Genomic DNA, 23639 nt, shown 5'->3' with positions numbered 1-23639 from the left:
GGTTACGGGACGAGTTCCACCTGGATCTCGACCTCGACCGGCGCGTCCAGCGGCAGCACCGCGACGCCGACGGCGCTGCGGGCGTGCACGCCCTTGTCGCCGAGGACCTCGCCGAGCAGTTCGCTGGCGCCGTTGACGACACCGGGCTGCCCCGTGAAGTCGGCGGCGGAGGCGACGAAGCCGACGACCTTCACCACGCGTGCGATGCGGTCCAGGTCGCCGGTGACGGACTTCACCGCGGCCAGCGCGTTCAACGCGCACGTGCGGGCCAGGTCCTTGGCCTCCTCCGGCGTGACCTCGGCGCCCACCTTGCCGGTGACCGGCAGCTTGCCCTCGACCATCGGCAGCTGCCCGGCGGTGTAGACGTACACGCCGGACTGCACGGCCGGCTGGTACGCGGCCAGCGGCGGTACGACCTCGGGCAGGGTCAGTCCCAGCTCGGCCAGCTTGGCCTCGACCGCGCTCATGCGTGCTTCTCCCGCTTCTGGCGCTTCAGGTAGGCCACGAGCTGCTCGGGGTTGTTGGGCCCGGGCACGACCTGGACGAGCTCCCAGCCGTCCTCGCCCCAGGTGTCCAGAATCTGCTTCGTGGCATGGACGAGCAGCGGCACGGTCGAGTATTCCCACTTGGTCATGGGGGCGACTGTAGCCGCTGCGGCCCGGGGAACCTCACCTGTGACCCCTGGGACAGTGACCTGCGTTATCCACAGCCTCCCGCGTGAGTGTCGGCCGGACTGGTTAGGCTCGAAGACGTGAGCAGGCTCCAGGTCGTCAGCGGCAAGGGCGGGACCGGAAAGACGACGGTCGCCGCCGCACTGGCGCTGGCCCTCGCGACCGAGGGGAAGCGGACGCTTCTCGTGGAGGTCGAGGGCCGGCAGGGCATCGCCCAGCTCTTCGAGACAGAGGCGTTGCCGTATGAGGAGAGGAAGATCGCGGTCGCTCCAGGGGGCGGCGAGGTGTACGCCCTCGCCATAGACGCCGAACTGGCCCTTCTGGACTACCTTCAGATGTTCTACAAACTCGGTGGCGCGGGCCGGGCCCTGAAGAAGCTCGGCGCCATCGACTTCGCCACCACCGTCGCCCCGGGCATCAGGGACGTCCTGCTGACCGGCAAGGCGTGCGAGGCCGTGCGCCGCAAGGACAAGAGCGGCCGGTTCGCGTACGACTACGTCGTCATGGACGCCCCGCCGACCGGTCGCATCACCCGCTTCCTGAACGTGAACGACGAGGTGGCGGGCCTGGCGAAGATCGGCCCCATACACAATCAGGCGCAGGCGGTGATGCGGGTGCTGAAATCGCCGGAGACGGCGGTGCACCTGGTGACGCTGCTGGAGGAGATGCCGGTCCAGGAGACCGCCGACGGCATCGCCGAACTGCACGCCGCGCGGCTGCCGGTGGGCCGGGTCATCGTGAACATGGTCCGGCCGGAGGTGTTGGACGCGGGCAATCTGGAACTCGTACGGACCGTGGGGCGTTCCTCGGTCGCACGGGCGTTGTCGACGGCCGGTCTGGGCGGGGCCCGGCGCGGCGGGAACGCGGAGAAGCTGGTGGACCCGCTGCTGGCGCAGGCGGCGGAGTACGCCGAGCGGTACGCGCTGGAGCAGGAGCAGCGTGCGGTCCTGGGCGAGCTGGGCCTGCCGCTGGGCGAACTGCCGCTGCTCGCCGAGGGCATGGACCTGGCGGGCCTGTACGAACTCGCCACCGAGCTGCGGAAGCAGGGGTTGTCATGAGTCCGGACCCGGCCGAGGCACCCGAGACGGGCCAGGCGCCGCAGAGGGCCGACGGGCCGGAGAAGGCCCGCCCTCTCTCCCCGGTGCGCGCCCTCGACGTCGACCCACTGCTGGACGACCCGGAGACCCGGATCGTGGTGTGCTGCGGCTCGGGCGGGGTCGGCAAGACGACGACCGCCGCGGCTCTCGGCCTCCGGGCGGCCGAGCGGGGCCGCAAGGTGGTCGTGCTGACCATCGACCCGGCCAGGCGGCTGGCCCAGTCGATGGGCATCGACTCCCTCGACAACGTCCCGCGCCGGGTGAAGGGCACCGAGGGCGAGGGCGAACTGCACGCCATGATGCTCGACATGAAGCGCACCTTCGACGAGGTCGTGGAGGCGCACGCGGATCCCGAGCGGGCGGCCGCGATCCTGGCGAACCCCTTCTACCAGTCACTCTCGGCGGGCTTCGCGGGCACGCAGGAGTACATGGCGATGGAGAAGCTGGGCCAGCTGCGCGCGAAGGACGAGTGGGACCTGATCGTCGTCGACACCCCGCCGTCCCGCTCCGCGCTCGACTTCCTGGACGCGCCCAAGCGGCTCGGCTCGTTCCTGGACGGCCGGCTGATCCGCCTGCTGACGGCCCCCGCCAAACTGGGCGGCCGCGCGGGGATGGCCTTCCTCAACGTCGGTATGTCGATGATGACCGGCACGCTCGGCAAGCTGCTGGGCGGTCAGCTGCTGAAGGACGTCCAGACCTTCGTGGCCGCGATGGACACCACCTTCGGCGGGTTCCGTACCCGTGCGGACGCCACGTACAAGCTGCTCCAGGCACCCGGCACGGCCTTCCTGGTGGTCGCGGCCCCGGAACGGGACGCGTTGCGGGAGGCGGCGTACTTCGTGGAGCGGCTGGCCGCGGAGAAGATGCCGCTGGTGGGTCTGGTGCTGAACCGGGTCCACGGCAGCGGCGCCGGCCGGCTGTCGGCCGAGCGGGCCCTCGCCGCCGCCGAAAATCTTGAGGACCCCCGCATTGTGGATCAGGGGGGCGGGAAAGCTGGACTTCGTAACTCTCCCGACTCATACGGCAGTTCACGATCCATCGCATCCGCGGCCGCACCCGACGCCCCGGCTTCCGAGGAAGGCTCCCCCGCCGACGAGGAACGCTCCGTCGACCGGCTCACCGCCGGTCTGCTGCGACTGCACGCCGATCGCATGCACCTGCTCTCCCGCGAGCGGCGCACACGGGACCGTTTCACCGCCCGTCACCCCGAGGTGGCGGTGGTGGAGGTACCGGCACTGCCCGGTGATGTCCACGACCTCGCCGGCCTGCGCGACATCGGCACCCGGCTGGCAGCGGGCGCGACAGAGCACACGGAGCTGCCGTAGCGCGGTCACGGAAGGGGCGGCGGCGCACGCCGACAGGCGGTCGTCGCAAGCGCGTGGGTGGCACACGCGTGAACGACAGGGGGACGGAACGCGCAGCCGGGATGGCTGTGCGACACCCCGGCGAGCTCGGACCGTCTCCGCGGGCGGGGCCGCAAGGCCGATCGTGGCTGCCCCAGGCGCAGACCGGACCGGCGCTTTCCGGACCCTGCAGCTCCCGGGTCCGGCTTTCCGGACCCCATAGCCTCCCGGGCCCGGCTCCCCGGACCCCGATCGCTTCCCAGGCCCGGCTTCCCGGACCTCATGGCTTCCCGGGTCCCGGGCGTACCCGCTCGGCATCCCCTGGACCTGTGTCCGACCCGCTTCCCAGCACCGCGCCCGAACCGCGCACAGGGTGTGCCGGATCGGAACGGCCAGGCCGGAACCGCGGTGCCCCGGGGATGTACCAAGGGGCGCGCCAGGAATGTGCCGGGGGAAATGCCCTCAGCTCACCGCCGCGTAGTTCTCGTACACCTCGTCGCTGTCGAGGGGCACGATGCCCGTGCCGCGCTCGTACTCCGAGCGGGCGGTCTCCAGCAGCCTGCGCCAGGAGGACACGGTGGGCCGGCGGCGCAACAGTGCGCGGCGCTCCCGCTCCGTCATGCCTCCCCACACGCCGAACTCGACGCGGTTGTCCAGCGCGTCGGCCAGGCATTCCGTGCGTACCGGGCATCCGGTGCACACCGCCTTGGCCCTGTTCTGCGCTGCTCCCTGAACGAACAGTTCATCCGGATCGGTAGTGCGGCAGGCAGCCTGCGCACTCCAGTCGGTTACCCAGCCCATACCGGCGCCGTCCTCTCCCGAATCGAGGCTCCCCCACGGCGGCAGCGGCATATTCACCGCCGCCAGTTGAGGACGTTACGGAAGGTGGGCACAGCGCAACACCCCCTTCGGGCCCAATCTTGAATGGTCCGAACGGACTATGGGTAAGCGGCAGATCACCCGCGGGAGTGAGCTGACGACATACACGACCATCCCGACAAACCGGGGCAGCTGTGATGCGCCACACCGGGCGCGGGGTGACACACAAGGCGGATTCGGACACGCCCCCACCAAAAAGTCGGGGTACTTCCGGAACGATTCGGGATCGCCAGACGTATTGATACGTGACCGCGCTGCTGTGACAGTTGAGAGCAGCTTAGGCCAAGGCCTGCGCCCGTGTCCGGGAAATGGCAACGTAGGCAGGTCAGGTTGCGCTGCCGTCACGATCCGGCACCCGAACATCCCGAGAGGGAGCCGCTCCCTCGGAACGCTCATGAGTACGGATTAGGCTGCCCCCATGCCAAAGAAGCGCTCGGGTGGTGGCCTGTCGCCCATGCAGCAGGCCGCCAAGTTCCTCGGTGTCAGTGTGCTCGCCGGAGCCGTGATGGCGGGCATCGCGCTGCCCGCGGCCGGCGCGCTGGGTCTCGCGGCCAAGGGATCGGTCAAGAGCTTCGACGAGATCCCGGCCAACCTCAAGAGTCCCCAGCTCAGTCAGCGCACGACGATCCTGGACAACCAGGGCAGGCAGATCGCCTCCGTCTACTCCCGCGACCGCACGGTGGTGGACCTCAAGGACATCTCGCCGTACATGCAGAAGTCGATCGTCGCGATCGAGGACTCGCGCTTCTACCAGCACGGTGCGATCGACCTCAAGGGCGTGCTGCGCGCCGTGAACAAGAACGCGCAGAGCGGCGGTGTCGCGCAGGGCGCCTCCACGCTCACCCAGCAGCTGGTGAAGAACTACTTCATCGAGGAGGCCGGCGACGACCCGACGAAGGTCGCCGAGGCCACCCAGCAGACGCTCGGCCGCAAGATCCGCGAGCTGAAGTACGCGATCCAGATCGAGGAGAAGCTCGGCAAGAAGAAGATCCTCGAGAACTACCTGAACATCACCTTCTTCGGCGAGCAGGCCTACGGCGTCGAGGCCGCCGCCCAGCGGTACTTCTCCAAGCACGCCAAGGACCTGAACCTCCAGGAGTCGGCGCTGCTGGCCGGCATCGTGCAGTCCCCGAGCCGCTACGACCCCGTCAACGACGACGCGGAGGCCACCAAGCGGCGCAACATCGTCCTGCAGCGGATGGCGGAACTCGGCGACATCTCCCAGAAGGAGGCCGACCAGGCCAAGGAGCAGCCGCTCGGGCTGCACCCGAGCCGGCCGAAGAACGGCTGCATCACCGCGGTCCGCGGCGCCGGCTTCTTCTGCGACTACGTCCGCGACATCGTCCTGAACGACCCGGGCTTCGGGGCCACCAAGGAGGCCCGGGCGAAGCTGTGGAACCAGGGCGGTCTGACGATCCGTACGACGCTCGACCCGCAGGCACAGGACTCCGTGCAGGCGTCCGTCAAGGACCACGTCTACAAGTCCGACGCGGTGGCGACGGCCGCCACCATCGTCGAACCGGGCACCGGCAAGATCCTCGCGATGGGCCAGTCCCGCCCTTACGGCTTCGGCAAGAACGAGACGCAGATCAACCTCTCCGTCAACTCGGACATGGGCGGCGGCGCCGGCTACCAGCCCGGTTCGACGTTCAAGCCGATCGTCGCGGCGGCCGCGATCGAGGGCGGCAAGTCCCCGACACAGGAGTACTCCTCGCCGTACGAGATGGCGTACCCGAGCCCCGTGCAGGCGTGTGACGGCAAGGTCTGGCGGAACCGGCGGATCAACCCCGAGAAGCTGACGAACGAGAACGAGTCGGAGCACGGCCCGTACGGCATGAAGGAGGCGACCGCCAAGTCGGTCAACACCTACTACGTGCAGCTGATCAAGGACATCGGCATCTGCCCCGTCACCGAGATGGCGAAGAAGATGGGCGTGGAGCGCGCGGACGGCCGCAAGATCGTCCAGGCTCCCTCCATCGCGCTCGGCACGCAGGAGATGTCGCCGCTGACGATGGCCAACGCGTACGCCACCTTCGCCTCGCGCGGCACGTACTGCACCCCGGTCGCCATCGAGTCGATCACCCAGAAGGTCGGCAGCCGGGCGAGGTCCCTGCCGGTGCCGAAGTCGATCTGCTCGCGCGCGATGTCGCAGAAGACCGCGGACACCGTCAGCACGCTCCTCAAGGGCGTGGTCGAGGACGGTACGGGCCAGGAGGCCGGCCTCGGCGACCGCCCGAGCGCGGGCAAGACCGGTACGACGGACGAGCGCTTCGCGGCCTGGTTCGTCGGCTACACCCCGAACATGGCCGGCGCGGTCTGGGTCGGCGACCCGCAGCACAAGCGCAAGATGATCAACATCACCATCGGCGGCGTACCGCACGACAAGGTCTTCGGTGGTGAGGTGCCCGGCCCGATCTGGCGCGACATGATGAACGGCGCGCTGGAGGGCAAGCCGGCCGAGGACTTCCACCTGATCGACATCCCCGACGAGGACGACCACGGCAACGGCCGGGGAAAAGGACACGGGGGGAGGAACGGCGGCAAGAACGGGGACAGCACGGGCGGGATCGGGGGACTGATCGGCGGTCTGACGGACGGGGGCACGACGGACGGCGGCACGACGGACGGCGGCACGGGTGACACCATCGGCGGCACCGTCCCGGCGCCGACCTTCTCCCTTCCTGGCAACTTCATCCAGGGACAGGGCAACGGCGGCAACGGCAACGGCGGCCGACGGGGGTGACCCCGGTGGCCGGTGATGCGCCATCCCGGTGACACGCGTACGGCGGCGGCGACGCGGCCGCCCTCGGCCAGGCCGGCCACCTGCGGGTTCACGATCTTCATGACGGCGCCCATGGCCCGCGGCCCCTCGGCGCCGGCCGCCTTCGCCTCTTCCACGGCCTGGGCGACGATCGCGGTCAGCTCCTCGTCGGACAGCTGCTTGGGCAGGTAGTCGGCGAGCACCTCGCCCTCCGCCTTCTCCCGCTCGGCCTGCTCCGCGCGACCACCCTGCGCGAAGGCGTCCGCGGCCTCGCGGCGCTTCTTCGCCTCGCGGGTGATCACCTTGAGGACCTCGTCGTCGGACAGCTCCCGCTTCTCCTTGCCCGCGACCTCCTCCTTGGTGATCGCGGCGAGGGTCAGCCGGAGCGTCGAGGAGCGGAGCTCGTCGCGCCCCTTGATCGCGGCGTTGAGGTCGTCCTGCAGCTTCGACTTGAGCGTGGTGGTCATGCGGTCGATTGTCGCAGGTGCGCCGGCCCGAACGCCCGCCGTTTTAGACGCCCGCCGTTTCAGGAGAGGCGGACAGCCGGGTGATCAAGGGAGGCGGACAGCCGCGGGGGAGAGACCGGCGCGTCCGGCGTGCGGGGCGCCGGCGGCAGCTCGGGAGCCGGCCGGTCCCGCCGTACCGCCGGGGTCTGACACGATGGCCGTATGCGCGCGCGATACGGAGTACCCCTGGGAATCATGGCGGCAGGCGCCGCCGGGCTGGCGTACGCGGCGGGCTTCGAGGCCCGCTCCTTCCGCCTGCGACGGGTGACGGTCCCGGTCCTGCCGCCGGGCATACGTCCGCTGCGCGTGCTGCAGGTCTCCGACATCCACATGGTGAGCGGGCAGCGCAAGAAGCAGCGGTGGCTGCAGGCGCTCGCAGGTCTGCGCCCGGACTTCGTGATCAACACCGGCGACAACCTCTCGGACCCCGAGGGCGTCCCCGAGGTGCTGGACGCCCTGGGCCCCCTGATGGAGTTCCCGGGCGCCTACGTCTTCGGCTCCAACGACTACTACGGCCCCAAACTGCGCAACCCCGCCCGCTACTTGCTGGAGAAGACGAGCGGCCGCCACGGCCTGAACGGCAACCCGCCGGCGGTGGGCGTCGTCCACAACCCGTGGGAGGACCTGCGCGACGGCTTCGACGAGGCAGGCTGGCTGAACCTGACCAACACCCGGGGTGTCCTGAAGGTCGAGGGCGTATCGATCGAGCTGACGGGCCTGGACGACCCGCACATCAAGCGCGACCGCTACGCCCAGGTGGCGGGCGGCCCGTCGGGGACGTACGACTTCTCGTTCGGCGTGGTCCACGCGCCGTACCTGCGCACACTGGACGCGTTCACGGCGGACGGCTACCCGCTGGTCCTGGCCGGCCACACCCACGGCGGCCAGCTGTGCATCCCCTTCTACGGCGCGCTGGTCACCAACTGCGACCTGGACACGGACCGGGTGAAGGGCCTCTCCACCCACACGGCGGACGGCCAGACCTCCTACCTCCACGTCTCAGCGGGCTGCGGCACCAACCGCTACACCCCGGTCCGCTTCGCGTGCCCCCCGGAGGCGACGCTGCTGACGCTGGTGGGACGGCAGTAGGGGGACCTCTGGGATCGGGGTCTCCGGGACGGGGGTCTCCGGGAGGGGGGTCTCCGGGACGGGGGTCTCCGCGGGAATTTCCGGGCGGGAGGCTCGGGGGCCCTCGGGACTCAGGGGGCTCGGGGGCCCAAGGGGCTCGGGGACCCAAGGGGCTCGCGGACCCAGGGGGCTCGGGGCTGTCGGCACCCTGCCCTCCCTCCCCCGTTTCGCCTCTCCCCCTCTCTTCGGCGTCACCCATCCGGCCCCCATCACATCGCCCCACCCCTCCCCCGCTCCTAGCGTGAGGGCATGACCGCCCCGATACCCAGGGACCTCCCGGATCTGCCCGCGGTCCCGAGCCCGCCCCTGCTGCTGCCCGCCCCGGTCCCGGCCGCGGCGGTGGTGGCACCGGTCCGCCGCCCCAAGGTCGCCCTCCTCCGCCTCCTGATCGCCCTAGCGGCCACAGCCGGCGTAGCCCTGGAACTCCTACTGGGCAGCCCCGCCCGCACCCTCAGCTACTTCAGCGTCCAGTCGAACATCCTGCTCGCCGTCGTCATGCTCCTGTCGGCGTACAGGGCCACGCGGGCCCGCCGCCCCCTGCCGTCCGCCGTGACAGGCGCCACACTTCTCTACGTCGTGGTCGCGGCGCTCGTCTACCACCTGCTGCTGGCCCACACGACGCCCCCGTTCTCCATGACCGGCGCGACGACGGCCCCCCAGCGCTGGCACGGCCAGTGGGCGACCCTCCAGATCCTGCACACCCTGACGCCGACGGCGGCCCTGCTGGACTTGCTGCTGCTCACCCCCGCGGCCCGCCTGCACCTGCGCCAGACGGCCGCCTGGCTCCTCTATCCCCTGGCCTACCTGATCTTCTCCCTGACCCGAGCGGCCTTCCTCGCGCCCTCGGACCCCTCCCGGTACCTCTACCCCTTCCTGGACGTGGCCGCCCACGGCTACCGCCACGCCCTGGCCAACGCCCTCCTCCTGGGCCTGGGGATCTACGCCCTGGCCGTCCTCCTCGTGGCCCTGGACCACACCCGCCCGACACCGGTCCGCCGCAGGGTCTAAACCGGATTTCGTCTACGGCCACCAGTGGGCTAAAGTAAACGTCGTCGCCGCGAGAGCAGCGACATCGGGGTGTAGCGCAGCTTGGCAGCGCGCTTCGTTCGGGACGAAGAGGTCGTGGGTTCAAATCCCGCCACCCCGACAGCCGAAATAGCAGGTCAGGGCCGGTTTCCCTTCACAGGGAACCGGCCCTGACTCGTTCTACAGGACTCCTGGGGAGTGAACGGGGAGTGGATCAAGGAATCGACTCCCCGAACGTCACCCTTGACGCGCTCTCAACAGCGCATCGAGCGTGCGCACCGGTGACCGAGGGTGCATGGCAGACCGTGCCGCCAACGCCCCTTCCCATTGCTCGGTCAGTTCGTCCATGAGTCGGTTCCTCATCCGCGCCGTGATGTGCGAGTAGCGGGCTTGCACCGAGCCATCCTCGTGTCCCATCCGTTCGTCCATGAGTTTGGGCGGGGTCCCGAGTTCCTCCATGACCGTCTTGTGGGAGTGCCTGAGCCCGTGTGGAGTGAGACCCCGTGCGATGGGCAGCCAGCAGGCGTCGGCACGGCCCGAGGCATTCCGGCCTCGCGCCGGCACGCCTGGCCAGGGATGGGCCATCACGGGTACGGGGCGTGCCTCCTGTGGGGCCTTCTTCGGGTACCACCCCGTAGTGGCCGGATGGAACAGCCAGGTCGCGAAACCGGTACGGCGCCAATGCGCGGCCGTCTCTCCTGACTGGCCCGCTCGGGCGTAGCCGAGTTCCGCAATGGCTGTCTCCACCCTGATCCGCGTTCGCTCCGCGACCATGTCCGGCCGGTTCAACACGTTCGAGACCGTGGCTGCAGAGACCTCGGCGCGGCGGGCGACGTCGACCAGCTTTGCGCCGACGTGCCGGGCGGCACCATTGGCAGGGCCGTGCCCGCGGAACACGTAAGCGTGCTCGTGGCACGGGCAAGGCGCCGAATCGGTCCGGGCGATATGGCCTGCGACCAAGCCAGACAGCCACTCAGGCGTGTCGATGGTCCGGTAAGAGTCGTCCTTGGGCGGGCAGCGCTCGAACTCTCCCGAGTCGAGTTCGTAGAGCTGCCACTCCACCCGCACCGAGGCAGGGCGGACGAACTTACGCTCCAGGCCGACGATTTCACCCCATCGCATGCCGGTGTAGCCCTTCAGAACCACGGCTACGAATTCGTCGTCACGGCCAGACAGCAGCGAAGCACGCTCAGCTGTCAGCAAGATTCCGAGAGCGTCTGTCACCACCTTCTCGGGACCGCGGTTCCGAGAGCGTCCGGCGCGCTTGCCTCGGCCGCGCCGCTTGGCTGCCGGGTTGGAATCCCGAAGTCCTTCATCCACGGCGTCGGCGAGGATGAGGTGCAACGTGCCGTGCCAGGTCTTCACGCTAGACGCGGCGTAGAGCTTCCGCTCCTTTTTCTCCCAGGCGCCGACGTCCATGGGCTGAATATCGGCGATGGCCTTGTCCTCGAAGGCAGGGAGGAGGTGCTCCTCGATGTGCCGCTTGTAGTTCTGCATAGTCGATGCGGCCAACTCCTGAGCCGCATACCAGCGGTTCACGTACTCGCCAAACGTCTCCTTCCCTGCGTTCGGATCGCGATAGCCGACCTCTCGGACCTTGGCCTCCGCATCGTTCGCTGCCTTCGCGGCCTCACGCTTGGTGGCGAATCTGATCGTGGCGCCGTTGGCGTCCACCACAGTTCGGAGCACGCCCGGTGCAATCCAGTAACGGCCTCGGTAGTAATCGGCACGCTTCTCGCCGTAGCCCATGGTTACCTCTCGCGAAAAGCGAGGGGTGGAGACCATGGCTGGCCTCCACCCCTCGTGATCGACTCTTCTGTCAAGCGGCGTTCCGTGCGCGACGCGGACGGCGCGCACGGAGACTCGCTACTGGTCGTACCGGCTGCGCCGCAGTGCGGCGTCGGGATACGGCGTCGCCCTCGATGGCGTTTGCGGGGCTCGGCCGCTCTTCGAGGATGTGGAAGATCTCTCGAACGTGATCGCTGGTGAAGCGGTACCCGCCACCGCTCCTCAGGAATGGGATGCGCCGTCGGCGGACTTGTTCCTTCACCCACCACTCCGAGCACCCCAGTGACGTCGCTACCTCAGCCGCCGAGTAGCTCAGGGGAAGCCCACTCTCCTTCGGCACCTTCGTGACTCCTCTCTGTCTTCTGGGGAATCCGCAACATCCGCCACGCCGCAACATTGCTGGTCACCGGCTTGAATCTGTGGCGGATGCCGTTTCTGTTGCGGATAGGTCCCGCCACGCAAGGTGCACGGCGGGACCGAGGGTGGGCAGCGTCAGCCGACGCTGCGGAGGGTGCGTGTGTCGGTTTCCGCGAACATGTGGCGGCTCTCGAACGGGCCTTCCGCCACAGATTCACCCAGGTTGACCTGCGGTGTTGCGGATGTTGCGGCTGTTGCGGACTTCTGGGGGTCCGGGGGGCAGTAGCGGGCCCAGGCGTCGGTGAGGTCTTCCGCGTAGTAGCCCTTAGGGGTCGTCGCACCGACCCGGATCCCGCGGGGCTTGATCGGGGTGTTGTCGGGGCGCACGTACTGGCTCAGGAGCTTGGACAGGGCCCGTGCGGTGAGTGGCTTGCTGCTCTGTCCGTCTTCGCTCATGTCGGACCAGGGAGCGTCGTCGAGCTGGAGGAGGACTTCCAGGATGGCGGCGGTCGGCATCCGGTCCACGCCGCAGAACACGCGGTCGCGCAGGTCTGTGAGTAGCTTGACGCCGAGGGATGCCTGGTCGCCCTCGGATGCGGCCTTGATGAGGGCGACGCAGGCCGCCCGGGCGCGCTCGGGCCAGTGCCCGCCTGCCGCGTCCGCGACCGCGAGCAGGGGTTCCCACACGTCCGCCGGCCGGTCGGTGACGCCCTCGGGCATTTCCGGCCACGCGGCAGCGATCTGGTCGTGAATGGTGGCGGTCCATTCCGCGAGCCGGTCCCGCAGGACGTGGCCCTGCTTCTCATGAATGCGGCGCCGGTAGGGCTCGCACTTTTCGTTGGGCGCCTTTTTGCGCATGCGGATGATGACCGACCTGGTCAGGATCGTGTCGGGCAGCGAGCCGAGTCCGGCCATGGCGACCGCGCAGAACGAGGGGAAGAAGCCTGCCTTCTGTTCCGAGCCCTCTCCGACGCAGCGCAGGGACTTGGCGCCGCGCCGGTAGCCGGAGTTGAGGAACCCGCGGACCTCTTCGTTTCCGCCTGCCTTGGGTCCGAAGACGGTGTCGATCTCGTCGAACAGCAGCGTCGGCGTTCCGGCGTCGGCCGCGACCAGCCGGAACAGGGCGTTGGCGGAGGCGTTGACGGTGGTCGCGGAGCGCGGGGTGAGGGTCTCGATGATCTCCAGCGCCCGGGACTTCCCGGAGCCCGGTTCAGGGCTCAGGAAGGCGATACGGGCGGTGCCGTCGAGCGCGTCGATCAGGTGCGCGTGTGCGTCCCACAGGGTCACGGCGACGTAAGCGTGCTCGGTGGGGAAGACGTTGAAGCGGCGGTGGAACGCTTCGACTTCATCGAGCAGGGCGGCGCCGTCGATGGACGGAGCGGACGCGGTGGTGTCGGTCATGCCGCGTTCCTCCTTTCGGTGTGCGGAGCTGACGTGCCGGTGCAGGAGTGCTTGTGAGCGGCGTAGTCGGCGACCAGGGCGGCCACGGCGTCCCGTCCTCGGGCGGTGCCGGTTTGGCCACAGGTGCAGGCGTAGGCGGCGGTGGGGGTGTCGCCGTGGCGCGTGGACCAGCGGGCGCCGTCGTAGTGGTGGCGGTAGACCGGCGGGGCGTAGATGCGGATCCCGGGCCGGTCCGGCGTCGGGTCCTCGCCGTCCTGGCGGGCGTGGCCGTGCGGGTGCGGCTCGGAACGAAGAGCTGAAAGGACGGCCTGTCGGCCGTCGCGCTTCGTGCCACAGCTCCCGTCGGCGCTACCGCCGGCCGGGCGCAAGCGCTCGGTCTTGGGTTGGGTGGGCTTTTCAGGGCGGGGGGTCATGCCGCGTCCCTGGGCCGGCAGGTGCGAATCGACCAGTCCAGGGCGCTGCGGATGGTGGCGCGGCACTCGGACGCGGACAGTCCGGCCGCCTCTCCCCCCGCCTGAAAAGCCTCCTCCACGACGTCGCGGGGGATCTCGCCCCATGCGACGAACCGCCCCAGCGCGCGGGCGCCCTTCAACAACCGCTGATTCCGGCCGCCCTCCTTCGTGGCCGCCACGGCGGCCGTCTCCCGCTCCAGCGCCGCCATGGCTCGCCGGGTGACCGCTTCCGGGATGAGCAGCGGGGCAGGCGCGACGGCGGGCGTGAGCGGCTCGACAAGTAGCGGAGTGAGCCAGTGCGGCAGCGCCGCGACCGCGACGTCCTCCAGCACCTCGTAAACGCCCTCGGGTGTCGTGCTGCCGGGGGCCACGACGTAGCCGCCCCAGGCTCGGGTGTCGATGTGCGGCCCGAGCCGGTTGACGCTGCTGGGCAGCTTCCCGCCGGGCGGGGCGGTGAAGTACAGGTGCCGTCCCCCGCTCGGGGTTCGCACCTGGTACGTGGGCGGCAGGTGCTCGCCGGCGCGCTCGCAGAGCGCCTGTAAAGAAGTGGCGCCGTCAGGCGCTCCTTCTTCCTCTCCCGGCTTGCACACATCCAGATCGATCACCAGCAGCCCGGCGGGGCCGGTGACGATGCCGACGTTGTACGGGGTGCGCGCCCATGCGGCGTGGATCAGTTCCGGGTCGGTGGTGGCGCGCTGCTCGGGGGTGCGGTGCCCGCTTGCGCACCGGCCGGTGCCGGGGCAGGAGCGTTCCGGGTGTCCGGCCGGGCGTTTGGTGCCGGGGTGCAGCGGGATGACGGGCCAGCCACGCTGCGTCGAACAGAGCGCGGATGTGAGCAGATGCAGGTTCTCCGGAGCTGCGGTCGAGGGCTGGCTCATGCGACGGCCCGCCGTTCCAGGGTCAGGAACTGTTCGCCGATCCATTGGGCGTATGCCGGGGGGATCGCCTCGCAGACGCCCTTGATCGTGGTGATCCATGGCGTGCCCATCGCCGCGGCCGCCGCGCGCTGCCAAGCGCGGGAGTGCCTGCCTCCGGTGATCGTCATGAACGGCTTCTCCGGCGTGGGCAGGTAGCCGTTTCGGGTGCACAGCGCGGTGTGCGTGGGGTGGGCGGGCGCTCGCAGCGGGAACGAGGTCTCGAAGAGCCGGTGGCGGTACATGCGCAGTCCGAACATCGGCCCGCACAGCATGACCGGCTCGCGCATCTCCGGACGGGCGGCCTCGACGTTCTCGAGCACGTACGGGCGGCCGACGGCCTGCATGGCCTCGCGAGTGGGCGCGATCAGCTCCGGATACGTCTTGTGGTTGTAGGCGTTCAGCGGGGTGTAGTGCTGGCACGGCGGGGAGCCGTGGATCAGGTCGTACTCGTGGCCGTGCGCGATCAGGTACTCGATGGCGTCGCCGTGGACGAAGGTGAAGGGGTATTCGTCGGCGCAGGCGGCGTCGAGGTCGACGCCGACGACGTCGAAGCCGGCCCGGTGGTAGCCCATGGCCATGCCGCCACGGTGGCAGTACAGGTCCAGAGCGCGCGGCCGCCGATCGGGCCGCAGTGGGAGTAAGGCGATGGGGTGGGTCATGCTGGAGACCTCCATCAGGTCAGTCCCGTTGACGGGTGGAGAAAGGGCGGCCGCCGTCTTGTGGTGAGGGGCGGCCGCCCGCCACAGCCCCGTCACAGCGCGAATCGCGCCGGCGGGGAGCTTGTAGGGGCCGTGAGTTGGGCCGGGCCGGACCTTCTCGGTGGGCGTTGTCAGTGATGCCCGCTACGTTGATCAAGGAGCGCTCGCGCCGGTGTGTCGGCGTGGGTGGCGTCTGGGGTGGCGTGATCTACGGGAGGGCTCGATGACGGCGTGGTTGGTATTGGCGAAGGCCGGAAGTAAGCGGATCAGCGAGGGCTACGACGACAACCCCGCCACCCACTACAGCTGGGACAGCACAGTGCCCAACCACGGCCGGCTGAACGTGGGCGACGTGATCGTCCTGTGGGACGGAAAGGAATTGTTGGGCCTGTCGGTGATCGAGGACATCACGGTCGGCCAGGCGACGAAGACGACCCCCTTCTGCCTCAAGTGCAAGAAGGCGGACGTGGCGGAGCGGAAGAAGAAGCTGCCCCGGTTCGTGTGCTGGAACCAGAAGTGCAAGCACGAGGACGAGAAAGCCGGCTGGAAGACCAAGCAGGTCACCACCTACCGCAGCCGGCACGAAGCCGGCTGGATCCCCGCTCGCGGCGAGCTGATGGCGCGGCGGCTGCGGCAGCTGTGCGTTCAGGAGGACTCACAGAACTCGCTGCGGGAACTGCGCTGGGACGACTTCCGGCACGCCCTGACCCATAGCGGCACGCCGTTGCCGCTGCGCATCATCGACACCGCGCAGGACGTGATCGCCAGTGGCCACACCACGGCCACCATTCGGGTCCGCAAGGGCCAGCCCGCCTTCCGTAAGCACCTGCTCGAGGTGTTCGGTGAGGTATGCGCGTTCACCGGGCCGGCCCCCGCTCAGGCGCTGGAGGCGGCGCACCTGTACAGCTACGCCGCCAACGGCAAGCACCACAAGGGTGGCGGCCTGCTGCTGCGTCGCGACCTGCACCGCCTTTTCGATCTCGGGCTGATCGCCGTTAATCCCAAGTCCAAGACTCTACATCTGGCGGACGCCCTCAAGACCTACCCGGACTACGCCAAGCTGGACGGCGCTCCGCTGACCGTGTCCGTGACGGCCGACCATCTCAAGTGGCTCGCCAGGCATTGGAACATGCACCGTGTGAACGAGCCCTCGCCCGTGATTCCCCCGCAGTCCAACGTGGTCGAAGTGGTGACTGCGTAGGTCAAAGGCTGCTCCGCCTGGCTCACCTAGAACGGCGGCTCGGCGCCCTCCACCGTGGCGTTGCCGATAGTGGGAGCGTTGGCCGCGGCCCACGGGTCATTGCCGGCCGGACTGTTCTGGGCGGGTCGCTTGCCGTTGATCTGGACGGTGGTGAAGCGGAGGGACGCGCCGATGTCGTCGATCTCGACGGCGAGCATGGAGCGCTTCTCGCCCTGGTCGTTGGTCCAGTCGTGCTGCCGCATCCGCCCCACGGCGACGACCCGCGAACCCTTGCCCAGGGACTCGGCGACGTGCTCGGCGAGGGAGCGCCAGGCGGCGCAGCGGTAGAAGGCAGTGGTGCCGTCCTTCCACTGGTTCGAGGCGCGGTCGAAACTGCGCGGGGTCACGGCGACGGTGAACTTCGCGAGCGCGGCACCGCCCTCGGTGAACTTCAGCTCCGGGTCGTCGGTCAGGTTGCCGATGAGGGTGATCGGGGTCTCTCCGAATGACATGCGGTCTCTCCTGGCTCAGCGGTTGAGTTCGTTGTGGTTACGGGTGATCAGCCCGTAAGCAGGAGCGGTGATGGTGTTGGTCTCCTGCCTGACCGGGCCGGCGTAATGGTGGTGGGCGACGGTGTGGGTGGCCCTAACGGAGCGGACGGCCGAGCCGATGGCGGTGGCGACCGCAGCCAGGGCAGCGATCGGCAGGGTGGCGAAGAGGACGCTGGTGAGGGTCACGGCGGCGAATCCTTGGCAGGCGAGCCAGATTCCGCAGCCGACACCGACACAGGTGGCGCCGACTCCGATCCCGGCGACCGCCGTGCCGGCGGCCCAGGCGGGCACGATCCGCCGGTCCGGCTGCGCAACCGGGGGTGTGGGGCCGTAGGCGGGCAGCGGGGTGGTGTCCCGGTAGGAGGTGGGCGTTGGCGGGGTGGGCCGGTAGGCCTCTTCGAGGATCCGACGGGCTTCGGCAGCGGCTTCGGTCTCGGTCATGCGCGGCTGCCATGCCGCGGGCTGGTCGTGGTCGGGCATAGCAGGCTCCAGCCGTGGGTCAGGTGAGGTGGCGGGCGGCTTCGGCGAGCGCGGCGCAGAGGGCGCGGATGGTTGCGGCGGCGCCGGTGCCGGCGGTGAAGAAGCCGAACAGGAAGAGCACGGTCGCGCTGAATGGGCCGACGTAGCGGCCGCGCAGCAGGAAGAGGGCCAGCACCCCGAAGAGGGCGACGGCGGAGAGAGTCACGATCACGAGCGGCCTCCCGGGGAACACGGAGCGGGCGGCATCCCTCTGGATACCGCCCGCAGCTTCGTTACGGTGGGTGACTGATCTAGTGGGGCGTACTGGGTAGTGGGTAGTGGGGTCCCCAGTGGGGGATGCCTGCTCAGGGCCCCTGTGCGCCCCAGTAGCGGCCTTACTGGGTAGTGGGGCGTTCCCCCACTACCCACTACTCGGTAGCGGCGTGTGAGCGCGTTTCAGGCGTGGTCGGGGTGGACGTAGACCGAGTGCGGGCCGTTGTCCCGGTAGACCAACTGGCTCCGATCGACCGCGGCCTGAAGAGCGGCGCGGACCGTCTTGCGGTCCTTGCCGACCAGTTCCGCGACTGCGGACGGCTTCATGCCTTCCGTGCCGGTCGCCTGGATCGCCTCCAGCACCGTGGGCAGCCACGCGGGACCCTGCTGCCGTTCGCGCCGCAGCGCGGACAGGTCCAGCCCGCCCCGCTCGGCCGGCGGCGCCTCCTCGTCGGTGTGCGGTTCGGATGCGGTGGCGAACTCAGCGTCGATCTGCGCCCGGAACCGCCGCAGCATCTCCTCTTCCGGCGCGGCCTGCTCGCCGGCCTGCCCGCGCAGCGCGGACAGGTTCAGCCCGCCCGCCCCACCCGCCGGAGCCTGCTCGCGCTGCTCGGCGTCGGTGAGGGTGAGGTCGCGCATCCATGCGGTGCGCTCGGCGTCCCAGCGGCGGGCGTAGGCGGGCCCGGCCGCCTTGGCGGACACCTCGTCCAGGCGGGGGTGGCGGTCGGACGTGGCGACGGTGATGTCCCGGATCTGGTTGGGCTTGATCCGCCATGCCTTGAACAGCGCGGCCGGTGACTCGGGGGTGCCGATGAACCCCGAGCCCTTGTAGGGGGCCTGCTCGACGCGCAAGCCCCGGCGGCCGGGGAACATCTTGCCCAGGTCCATGCCTTCGGTCTCCCCGCCGGTCAGGGCGACGCGGACCTTGGCCTCGCGGCGGATCATCAGGTTGCCCAGCACGCTGCCGGTGGCGCCGAGCGCGGTCAGGACGGTGCGGATGCCCATGGCGCGCAGCATGCGGATGACTTCCAGGATCTTCTTGGCCAGCTCCTTCATCTGCCGGTCGGTGCTGGTCAGGATCTCCGCGCCCTCATCGATCACCAGCAGGATCTGGGGGATCGTGGCGCTGATCGGGAGCAGGTCCGTGTTCGCCTTAGCCAGCAGGTCCTGATACGCCTTCTTGCGGTGCAGGCCGACGGCGAGCGCCGCGTCCAGCATCAGCAGGGCCTCTTCGTGGGTGGAGGCGAGCCAGTCGATGCCGGGCCGCACGGGCTTGTTGTCCGGCGTCTGCAGTTCTCCGCCCAGGGCGGGCAGGACCCAGGGCAGTCCGGCGCTGCCGGCGTTGAGGTCGATCACCCAGGTGAGCACGTCCTCGGCGCGGGCGAAGGTGCCCAGGATCCCGTGGACCAGGTTGGTCTTTCCGGATCCGGTGGGGCCGACGACCAGCGCGCACTGTTCGCGCAGGTAGACCGAGACGGTTTCCCCGTTGGTGCGCACCCCCCAGGGCAGGCCGGTCAGGACGGACAGGGGGCCGTAGTCGTCGGGGTAGGGGCAGTCCTCTTTGAGGACGTTGACCGTGGTCACGTCCAGGATGGCCCGGCCCTGGTGGATGCCCGGGGAGGCGGTGGCGGTGCAGCCGTGCGGCAGGCGGGCGTCGGCGGACAGCTGCTCGGAGAATTGGGCGATGCGGTCGTAGGTGATGCCGCCCTGCGGTTCCAGGTCCAGGGAGTACCCGGTGCCCGTGGGCCACTTCTCCACCGCGAGCACGCGAACAGTGATGCCGCAGATCCGCTGGATCCGCTCCACCCACTCCGCGGCGATCGCCCGTCGCTCGGCCGACAGCTCCCGTGCGATGGCCCGCTGCTCGGCGGCAAGGGCCTCTTCCTCCCGTGCCTCCTCGTACAGGTTGGTGGAGCGGGTGGCGGCGCTGATGCCGACGCCGATGGTGGCCAGAGAGCCGAGGGCGGCCCAGGTGAGGGGGCCGTGGGTGATGGCCCAGGTGGTCCACCCGGCGCCGACGAGCCAGGATGCGGCGCGGGTGGCCAGGGTGCGGCCGGCGTTGCGCACCCGGATGCCGGCGATGGTGTGGCCGAGGGCTCCGGCGGTGCCGACGGCGAGGGCCCAGGCGGGGGGCATGCCGGTTGCGGCGCCGGTGGTGGCGACGGCGAAGGCTCCGGTGGTGGCGGACAGGGCGCCGGTCACGGGTCCGTGACCGGCACTCCAGTCCAGCACCGGGCCACTGGGCTGCTGCTTGGTGGCGGTGGTGGCCATGGTTAGACGTTCCAGCCCTTCTCGGCCTCGTGGCCGTTGCGGGGGTCCTCGTGGCGGGCGATGTCCTGCTCGTGGACGCGGCGGAAGATGGCGGGCAGTTCCTCGGCGCCCTCGGCGGCCTTGCGCAGCAGCTCGTAGATGTCGTTGAAGCCGTTGGCGACTTCCTTCTCCAGCGGGAACTCGCTGTCGGAGCGCTCGGCGAGGATCTGCATCACGTGGGCGACCATCGCCAGCGCCTCGGGCAGGCCCTCGACCATGGCGAGGATCTCCATGCAGCCGTCCGGCTCGTAGAGCATCGCGGCGGCCTGCATCTCGGTGGCGTGGTCCTCGAACTTGAACCCGGAACCAGCGGACATGTGCTCTCCTTCACTCACTGCGGATGTGCTGTGGGCGGGAACCTCGACGGCCGGCCGCTCAACGCGCTCACCAAGACCGGCACTGCCGTCCTCGGCGGCCTCCGCGTCGGCGGCGGCTTCCTGCTCGGCCAACTCGGCGCGGATCGCGGCATCCCGCTCGGTCCGCTCATCGGCGGCGGCACCGACCAGGCGCCGGTACAGGCGGCGGCCGGGATGCATCAGCCACCGGGCATTGAGCCTGCGGCCCAGCGGCGTGGTCAGGCAGCCCAGCAGCCCGAGGGGCAGGGCGAGCAGGGCGGCGAGCAGGCGACGGCCGTGGAAGCGGGCCGCGGTACGGCGTAGCGCGCGCCGGGCCGCCCTACGAGCAGGTGCCCGACGGACCGCACCGCGCTGAGTGTCGACGGCGGCACCCGTGCGGGCGTCCCGCCGGGCTCGGTGCCGGGCGATCGCCGCATCCCGCGTCGAGCGGGCCCGACCCGCGGCAGCCGCGAGCATGCGGCGGCCCACACCGCCACGACCCCCACGGCCCCCGGGACGGTCGGGGCGGCGCGTGTCGGTGGCGCGGGCGTTGCGGCGGGCATCGGCGACCGCGCGGCGAGCGGCCGCAGTACCAGCCCTCCGATCCGCACAGGAACCGGCCGCGGCCTGCTGAGCCGCTCGCAGCGCCCTGACCTGCCCGACCCGGCCCAGCCCCCGCCCGGCAGCACCAGTAGCGCGGCTCGACAAGCTGCGGCCGGTGCCGGAACCGGTCTTGCCGGCCGCGGTGGTGGAGCCGTGTCGGTGCTGACCCGGCATCCGTCCCGCTCGGCCACCCGTGCCACCCGCACGGGATGCCTGCGAGCGGCCACCGGCACGGCCTGCTCCGCCGGCCTGCCGTTGGGACGTGGTGCGGGTCGCGGCTGCTCGGCCTGCGGCGTGTGCTGCGGCCCGCCGGGCCTGACGCCGGGGGCTGGGGTTACGGGTCCGGGCCGTTGCGAAGGTGCCCAGGACCACTGCGCCGGTCGCAGCGATGACGGCGGCGATCGGACCGCCAACCAGGGAGGCGGCGGCAACCGTGCCCACGGTCGTGTTCGCCCCGGTCAGGGCGAGCGGGACGACCGGCCACCCACCGGGCGTGTGCTCCACCTCCGCCGCGGCCGACGTCTGCTCGAGCGGTGCGGGGGCGGGAGGGGGAGGTTCGAGGGCCGGGGCCTCGACGGCTACCGGCTCGGTGCTGAGTTCCGTCATGCTGAGTGCACTCCTTATGGGGAGTAGGGCCCGGCCGGGGCCGTGGAAAGTGCCGGCCGGGCCTGCCAACAGGGCTTACGCAGTGCGCTGTTCTTCGAGGTACGCGCAGCTCGCGCATGTGCCGAGTGAGGGCGGGATGACGTATCCGGCATCCCGCCCGCACTGCGGGCAGGTGCGCCGCGCGGCGTTCGCTTTGGCAAGGGCGACCCGCTTGGCGGGCGTCATGGGGCGGACCGGCTTGGCCTGCTCGATCGAGTACAGGTAGGCGATGAGCGGGCTGCGGCGGCGCCGCGGACGCTCAATCTGGGCGACCACGTCCTGACCACCCGGCCGAAGCCCGATCGCCCGCAGTTGCCGGCGAGTGGCCAGCCCGTCAGGCGCAAGCCGCCACCGGTAGACCGGGATGGCGGCCATCACCGGCTCGCGATGGCCAGCTCAGCACCGCCCGAGCCCGGGTCGCGGTGTTCGGCGTAGCGGGCGGATACCCAGCCCACAGACCAGCCGCACAGCTCCGCCGCCGACCGCACGGACAGCTCCGCCCCGAACGCGGCCGCCACGATGGCGCGTGCCTCGCCCTCGGGCAGCTTGCCCTCAGCCGGGCCACGCGACAGCAACATCGCGCGCTCACGCTCGGCCCTCTGTTCACGCTCGGCCTGTTCACGGCGTTCACGCGCCTCGCGCTCCGCACGCTCGCACGCACGCCGGGCGGCTGCCTCCCGCTCGGCCTGTTCACGGGCCTGCTCACGCTGTTCACGCTCGCGTTCACGGCGTTCACGCTCGGCCCGCTCAGCCGCCTCAAGCGCGGCCTGGCGCTCCTGTTCCTCGCGCCAGCGCCGCTCTTCCCGCTCGGTCTGCTCACGGGCCAAAGCGGCCTCGTGCTCACGCTGTTCACGCGCCAACATCGCGGCGTGCTCGCGCTCCTCACGGGCCTGCCGGCGGGCGTCTTCGGCCCGCTCGCGGGCCGCCTGCTCGGCCGCCGCATGCTCGGTGCGCCGCTGCTCTTCCAGCCGCGCCACCGCCGCAGCGATCGCCCGGCGGTAGGCCAGGCTGGTCTCCGCGGTGACGATCAGCAGCAGCGGCGCCACCGCGTGGACAGCCACGCCCACCAGGTCTTTCTTCAACGCTGAGTCCGCTGTGTTCAGCGCCAGCGTCATCAGACCGGTCATCCACCGCAGCGTGATCGGCCAGCGGCCGCCGTGCCCGCCCAGACGGGCCAGCACGTCATCGAGCTTGACCACGATGACCACCGCGGCGTCCACCACGAGCGGCAGGATCGGCGCCGTCCAGTCCCACTGATCAGCTGTGTGCTGGGCCATCAGCGGCGTGACGGTGAGGATGGAGTACAGCATGGCTCCGGACACGATCAGCCAGGTGCCGGACGATAGGGCGCGTTCTGCTGAACGGGTCTGAACGCCGTTCATGCCGCCCCCTCGACCGGCCTCGCAGCGGGCAGGTGGGCGCGGCGGAAGCCGTTGGATGCGGCGTTGTAGATGAACGCCTCCAATCGCCACGTGAACGCGGCGGCCGGGCGTTCATCGCAGCGCCGCCACACGTGATCGGCCGGCGCGTCGTGGGTGGCCGTATCGGCGTAGGCATCCTCGCGGGAGGCGTAGATGGTGTGCGGCTCGCCGTGGTGCAGCAGCAGAGTGAGCGTCTGCCCCTCCACCGGCTTGCTCTCCAGCTGCCGGCGCAGGCGACGGATCTCGATGTCCTTCAGCAGCAGTTCCTGCTGCGCGGCGGACAGCTCCTTCACGGCGTTGGAGAGGAGCGCACCCACCTCGGACGTGGTGTCCTCCGCCTGCTCCAGGCCAGCCACGAGTTCGAAGACCTGGTCACGCAGGATTCCGACGTCACTCTCCGCCGTCTCAGCGCGCACCGTCAGGCTCACCAGCTCACGCACACGCCGGGCCCAGGCGGCATCCGCCTGCCCCTGGATCTCCCGCGCCCGCGTGCGCGCCTGCTCGGCGTCCTGCTCCAGCCCCTCAAGGCGGCGAGCGGTCACGAGGCGGATCACGCCGCCTCCCCGGCAGTCGCGCGGTTGGCCACGGCGCGCCGGGCGGCGAGCATCTTGCGCCGCGCCCGGCGAAGGCGCCGTGCATCCACCTCCGTGACCGGCCGGTCCAAGACGGCGATCCGCGCGTCGAGCAACTCGACCTCCGCCGTGATCAGCGGCATCTCGTGCTCGATCGCGTCCAGCTCCGCGGCCGTCGGCTCGCGGTCGAACTCAGCGGCGGTAACAACCGCCTGAAGTGCACCGATGTGCCTCATGGGTCGTAGCTCCTTCTGCTCTGGTACGGC

General features: G+C 70.3%; 24 protein-coding genes, 1 tRNA gene and 1 pseudogene. 8 read left to right on the top strand and 18 right to left on the bottom strand.

The annotated features are described in order from the left end of the window. Window positions 1–2 precede the first annotated feature (2 nt). Together IO33_RS0115310 and sp36 are read right to left on the bottom strand one after the other, a co-directional pair. Entirely contained in the window at window positions 3–467 is a 465-nt protein-coding gene (locus IO33_RS0115310; RefSeq protein WP_031164917.1) for a RidA family protein, read from the bottom strand. Then, window positions 464–634: a Sp36 family protein gene (gene sp36, locus IO33_RS49345; protein ID WP_107069317.1), complete on the bottom strand. Its 171-nt coding sequence runs from the start codon at window positions 632–634 to the stop codon at window positions 464–466. The genes IO33_RS0115310 and sp36 overlap by 4 nt, the downstream gene beginning before the upstream one ends. A 117-nt stretch (window positions 635–751) precedes the next feature. On the opposite strand from sp36, the gene bagA reads away from it, so the two are divergent. Together bagA and bagB are read left to right on the top strand one after the other, a co-directional pair. Beyond that, entirely contained in the window at window positions 752–1729 is a 978-nt protein-coding gene (gene bagA, locus IO33_RS0115300) for an ATPase BagA (protein WP_031164916.1), read from the top strand. After that, window positions 1726–3093: an ATPase BagB gene (gene bagB / locus IO33_RS0115295; RefSeq protein ID WP_031164914.1), complete on the top strand. Its 1368-nt coding sequence runs from the start codon at window positions 1726–1728 to the stop codon at window positions 3091–3093. Before bagA ends, bagB begins: the two co-directional genes overlap by 4 nt. 480 nt (window positions 3094–3573) lie before the next feature. On the opposite strand, the gene wblA is transcribed toward bagB, so the two are convergent. Beyond that, window positions 3574–3912, bottom strand: a complete 339-nt coding sequence (wblA, locus tag IO33_RS0115290; protein WP_031164912.1) for a transcriptional regulator WblA — start codon at window positions 3910–3912, stop codon at window positions 3574–3576. 496 nt (window positions 3913–4408) lie between these two features. On the opposite strand from wblA, the gene IO33_RS0115285 reads away from it, so the two are divergent. Then, the gene (locus tag IO33_RS0115285) at window positions 4409–6733 is read left to right on the top strand and encodes a transglycosylase domain-containing protein (protein WP_031164909.1); all 2325 of its coding nucleotides are present in this window, start codon (window positions 4409–4411) and stop codon (window positions 6731–6733) included. Window positions 6734–6768: 35 nt separating this feature from the next. On the opposite strand, the pseudogene IO33_RS47320 reads toward IO33_RS0115285, so the two are convergent. Then, window positions 6769–7218: pseudogene (locus tag IO33_RS47320) on the bottom strand (GatB/YqeY domain-containing protein); the annotation flags it as partial. A gap of 201 nt (window positions 7219–7419) precedes the next feature. On the opposite strand from IO33_RS47320, the gene IO33_RS0115275 reads away from it, so the two are divergent. The 3 genes from IO33_RS0115275 (at window position 7420) to IO33_RS0115265 (ending at window position 9532) form a co-directional block, all read left to right on the top strand. After that, on the top strand, window positions 7420–8346 hold the full coding sequence (locus IO33_RS0115275; protein WP_031164905.1) for a metallophosphoesterase: 927 nt from the start codon (window positions 7420–7422) through the stop codon (window positions 8344–8346). Between the two features lie 288 nt (window positions 8347–8634). Further along, the gene (locus IO33_RS0115270; RefSeq protein WP_031164903.1) at window positions 8635–9393 is read left to right on the top strand and encodes a Pr6Pr family membrane protein; all 759 of its coding nucleotides are present in this window, start codon (window positions 8635–8637) and stop codon (window positions 9391–9393) included. A gap of 65 nt (window positions 9394–9458) precedes the next feature. Continuing rightward, window positions 9459–9532 (top strand) — tRNA-Pro (locus IO33_RS0115265). A gap of 116 nt (window positions 9533–9648) precedes the next feature. On the opposite strand, the gene IO33_RS0115260 is transcribed toward IO33_RS0115265, so the two are convergent. The 5 genes from IO33_RS0115260 to IO33_RS0115240 form a co-directional block, all read right to left on the bottom strand. Beyond that, window positions 9649–11160 carry a LacI family DNA-binding transcriptional regulator gene (locus IO33_RS0115260; protein ID WP_031164900.1) on the bottom strand — a complete coding sequence of 504 codons (1512 nt, stop codon included), beginning with the start codon at window positions 11158–11160 and terminating at the stop codon, window positions 9649–9651. A 531-nt stretch (window positions 11161–11691) separates the two neighbouring features. Beyond that, window positions 11692–12957: a DUF3631 domain-containing protein gene (locus IO33_RS0115255; RefSeq protein ID WP_031164898.1), complete on the bottom strand. Its 1266-nt coding sequence runs from the start codon at window positions 12955–12957 to the stop codon at window positions 11692–11694. Then, window positions 12954–13370 carry a hypothetical protein gene (locus IO33_RS0115250; protein WP_245235796.1) on the bottom strand — a complete coding sequence of 139 codons (417 nt, stop codon included), beginning with the start codon at window positions 13368–13370 and terminating at the stop codon, window positions 12954–12956. Before IO33_RS0115250 ends, IO33_RS0115255 begins: the two co-directional genes overlap by 4 nt. Next, complete coding sequence (locus IO33_RS0115245) at window positions 13367–14287, bottom strand: bifunctional DNA primase/polymerase (RefSeq protein ID WP_031164894.1); 921 nt, start codon at window positions 14285–14287, stop codon at window positions 13367–13369. The genes IO33_RS0115250 and IO33_RS0115245 overlap by 4 nt, the downstream gene beginning before the upstream one ends. Next, on the bottom strand, window positions 14284–14985 hold the full coding sequence (locus IO33_RS0115240; protein ID WP_037685476.1) for a DNA cytosine methyltransferase: 702 nt from the start codon (window positions 14983–14985) through the stop codon (window positions 14284–14286). The genes IO33_RS0115245 and IO33_RS0115240 overlap by 4 nt, the downstream gene beginning before the upstream one ends. 262 nt (window positions 14986–15247) lie before the next feature. Between IO33_RS0115240 and IO33_RS0115235 the strand changes: the two genes are divergently transcribed. Next, window positions 15248–16225 (top strand): HNH endonuclease, encoded by a 978-nt coding sequence (locus IO33_RS0115235; RefSeq protein ID WP_031164889.1) that lies wholly within the window; start codon window positions 15248–15250, stop codon window positions 16223–16225. A 26-nt stretch (window positions 16226–16251) separates the two neighbouring features. Here IO33_RS0115235 and ssb read toward each other — a convergent pair whose 3' ends face one another. The 5 genes from ssb to IO33_RS52410 form a co-directional block, all read right to left on the bottom strand. Beyond that, window positions 16252–16716, bottom strand: a complete 465-nt coding sequence (ssb, locus tag IO33_RS0115230; RefSeq protein WP_031164887.1) for a single-stranded DNA-binding protein — start codon at window positions 16714–16716, stop codon at window positions 16252–16254. 15 nt (window positions 16717–16731) lie between these two features. Beyond that, the gene (locus IO33_RS0115225) at window positions 16732–17235 is read right to left on the bottom strand and encodes a hypothetical protein (protein WP_031164885.1); all 504 of its coding nucleotides are present in this window, start codon (window positions 17233–17235) and stop codon (window positions 16732–16734) included. A 19-nt stretch (window positions 17236–17254) separates the two neighbouring features. Further along, window positions 17255–17446, bottom strand: a complete 192-nt coding sequence (locus tag IO33_RS0115220; protein ID WP_031164883.1) for a hypothetical protein — start codon at window positions 17444–17446, stop codon at window positions 17255–17257. A gap of 224 nt (window positions 17447–17670) precedes the next feature. Continuing rightward, complete coding sequence (locus tag IO33_RS0115215; protein WP_031164880.1) at window positions 17671–19758, bottom strand: hypothetical protein; 2088 nt, start codon at window positions 19756–19758, stop codon at window positions 17671–17673. Between the two features lie 2 nt (window positions 19759–19760). Next, a complete protein-coding gene (locus tag IO33_RS52410) occupies window positions 19761–20114 on the bottom strand; it encodes a hypothetical protein (protein ID WP_245235795.1) in 354 nt (117 codons plus the stop codon). Between the two features lie 30 nt (window positions 20115–20144). Here IO33_RS52410 and IO33_RS52405 point away from each other — a divergent pair, with 30 nt between their 5' ends. Beyond that, entirely contained in the window at window positions 20145–20456 is a 312-nt protein-coding gene (locus IO33_RS52405) for a hypothetical protein (protein ID WP_245235794.1), read from the top strand. A gap of 960 nt (window positions 20457–21416) precedes the next feature. On the opposite strand, the gene IO33_RS0115205 is transcribed toward IO33_RS52405, so the two are convergent. Genes IO33_RS0115205 through IO33_RS0115190 form a run of 4 tightly spaced genes read right to left on the bottom strand, consistent with a single transcriptional unit; the run spans window position 21417 to window position 23609 of the window. Continuing rightward, entirely contained in the window at window positions 21417–21755 is a 339-nt protein-coding gene (locus IO33_RS0115205; RefSeq protein ID WP_031164875.1) for an RRQRL motif-containing zinc-binding protein, read from the bottom strand. Then, the gene (locus IO33_RS0115200) at window positions 21755–22762 is read right to left on the bottom strand and encodes a hypothetical protein (protein WP_031164874.1); all 1008 of its coding nucleotides are present in this window, start codon (window positions 22760–22762) and stop codon (window positions 21755–21757) included. Before IO33_RS0115200 ends, IO33_RS0115205 begins: the two co-directional genes overlap by 1 nt. Beyond that, complete coding sequence (locus IO33_RS0115195) at window positions 22759–23355, bottom strand: hypothetical protein (protein WP_031164873.1); 597 nt, start codon at window positions 23353–23355, stop codon at window positions 22759–22761. Before IO33_RS0115195 ends, IO33_RS0115200 begins: the two co-directional genes overlap by 4 nt. After that, entirely contained in the window at window positions 23352–23609 is a 258-nt protein-coding gene (locus tag IO33_RS0115190) for a DUF6284 family protein (RefSeq protein ID WP_031164872.1), read from the bottom strand. The genes IO33_RS0115195 and IO33_RS0115190 overlap by 4 nt, the downstream gene beginning before the upstream one ends. Window positions 23610–23639: the final 30 nt, after the last annotated feature.

It is taken from the genome of Streptomyces durhamensis (assembly GCF_000725475.1).
GTDB classification, from domain to species: domain Bacteria; phylum Actinomycetota; class Actinomycetes; order Streptomycetales; family Streptomycetaceae; genus Streptomyces; species Streptomyces filipinensis.
Note: the sequence above shows the minus strand (reverse complement) of the source record. Positions and strands in the feature narration are given on the sequence as shown.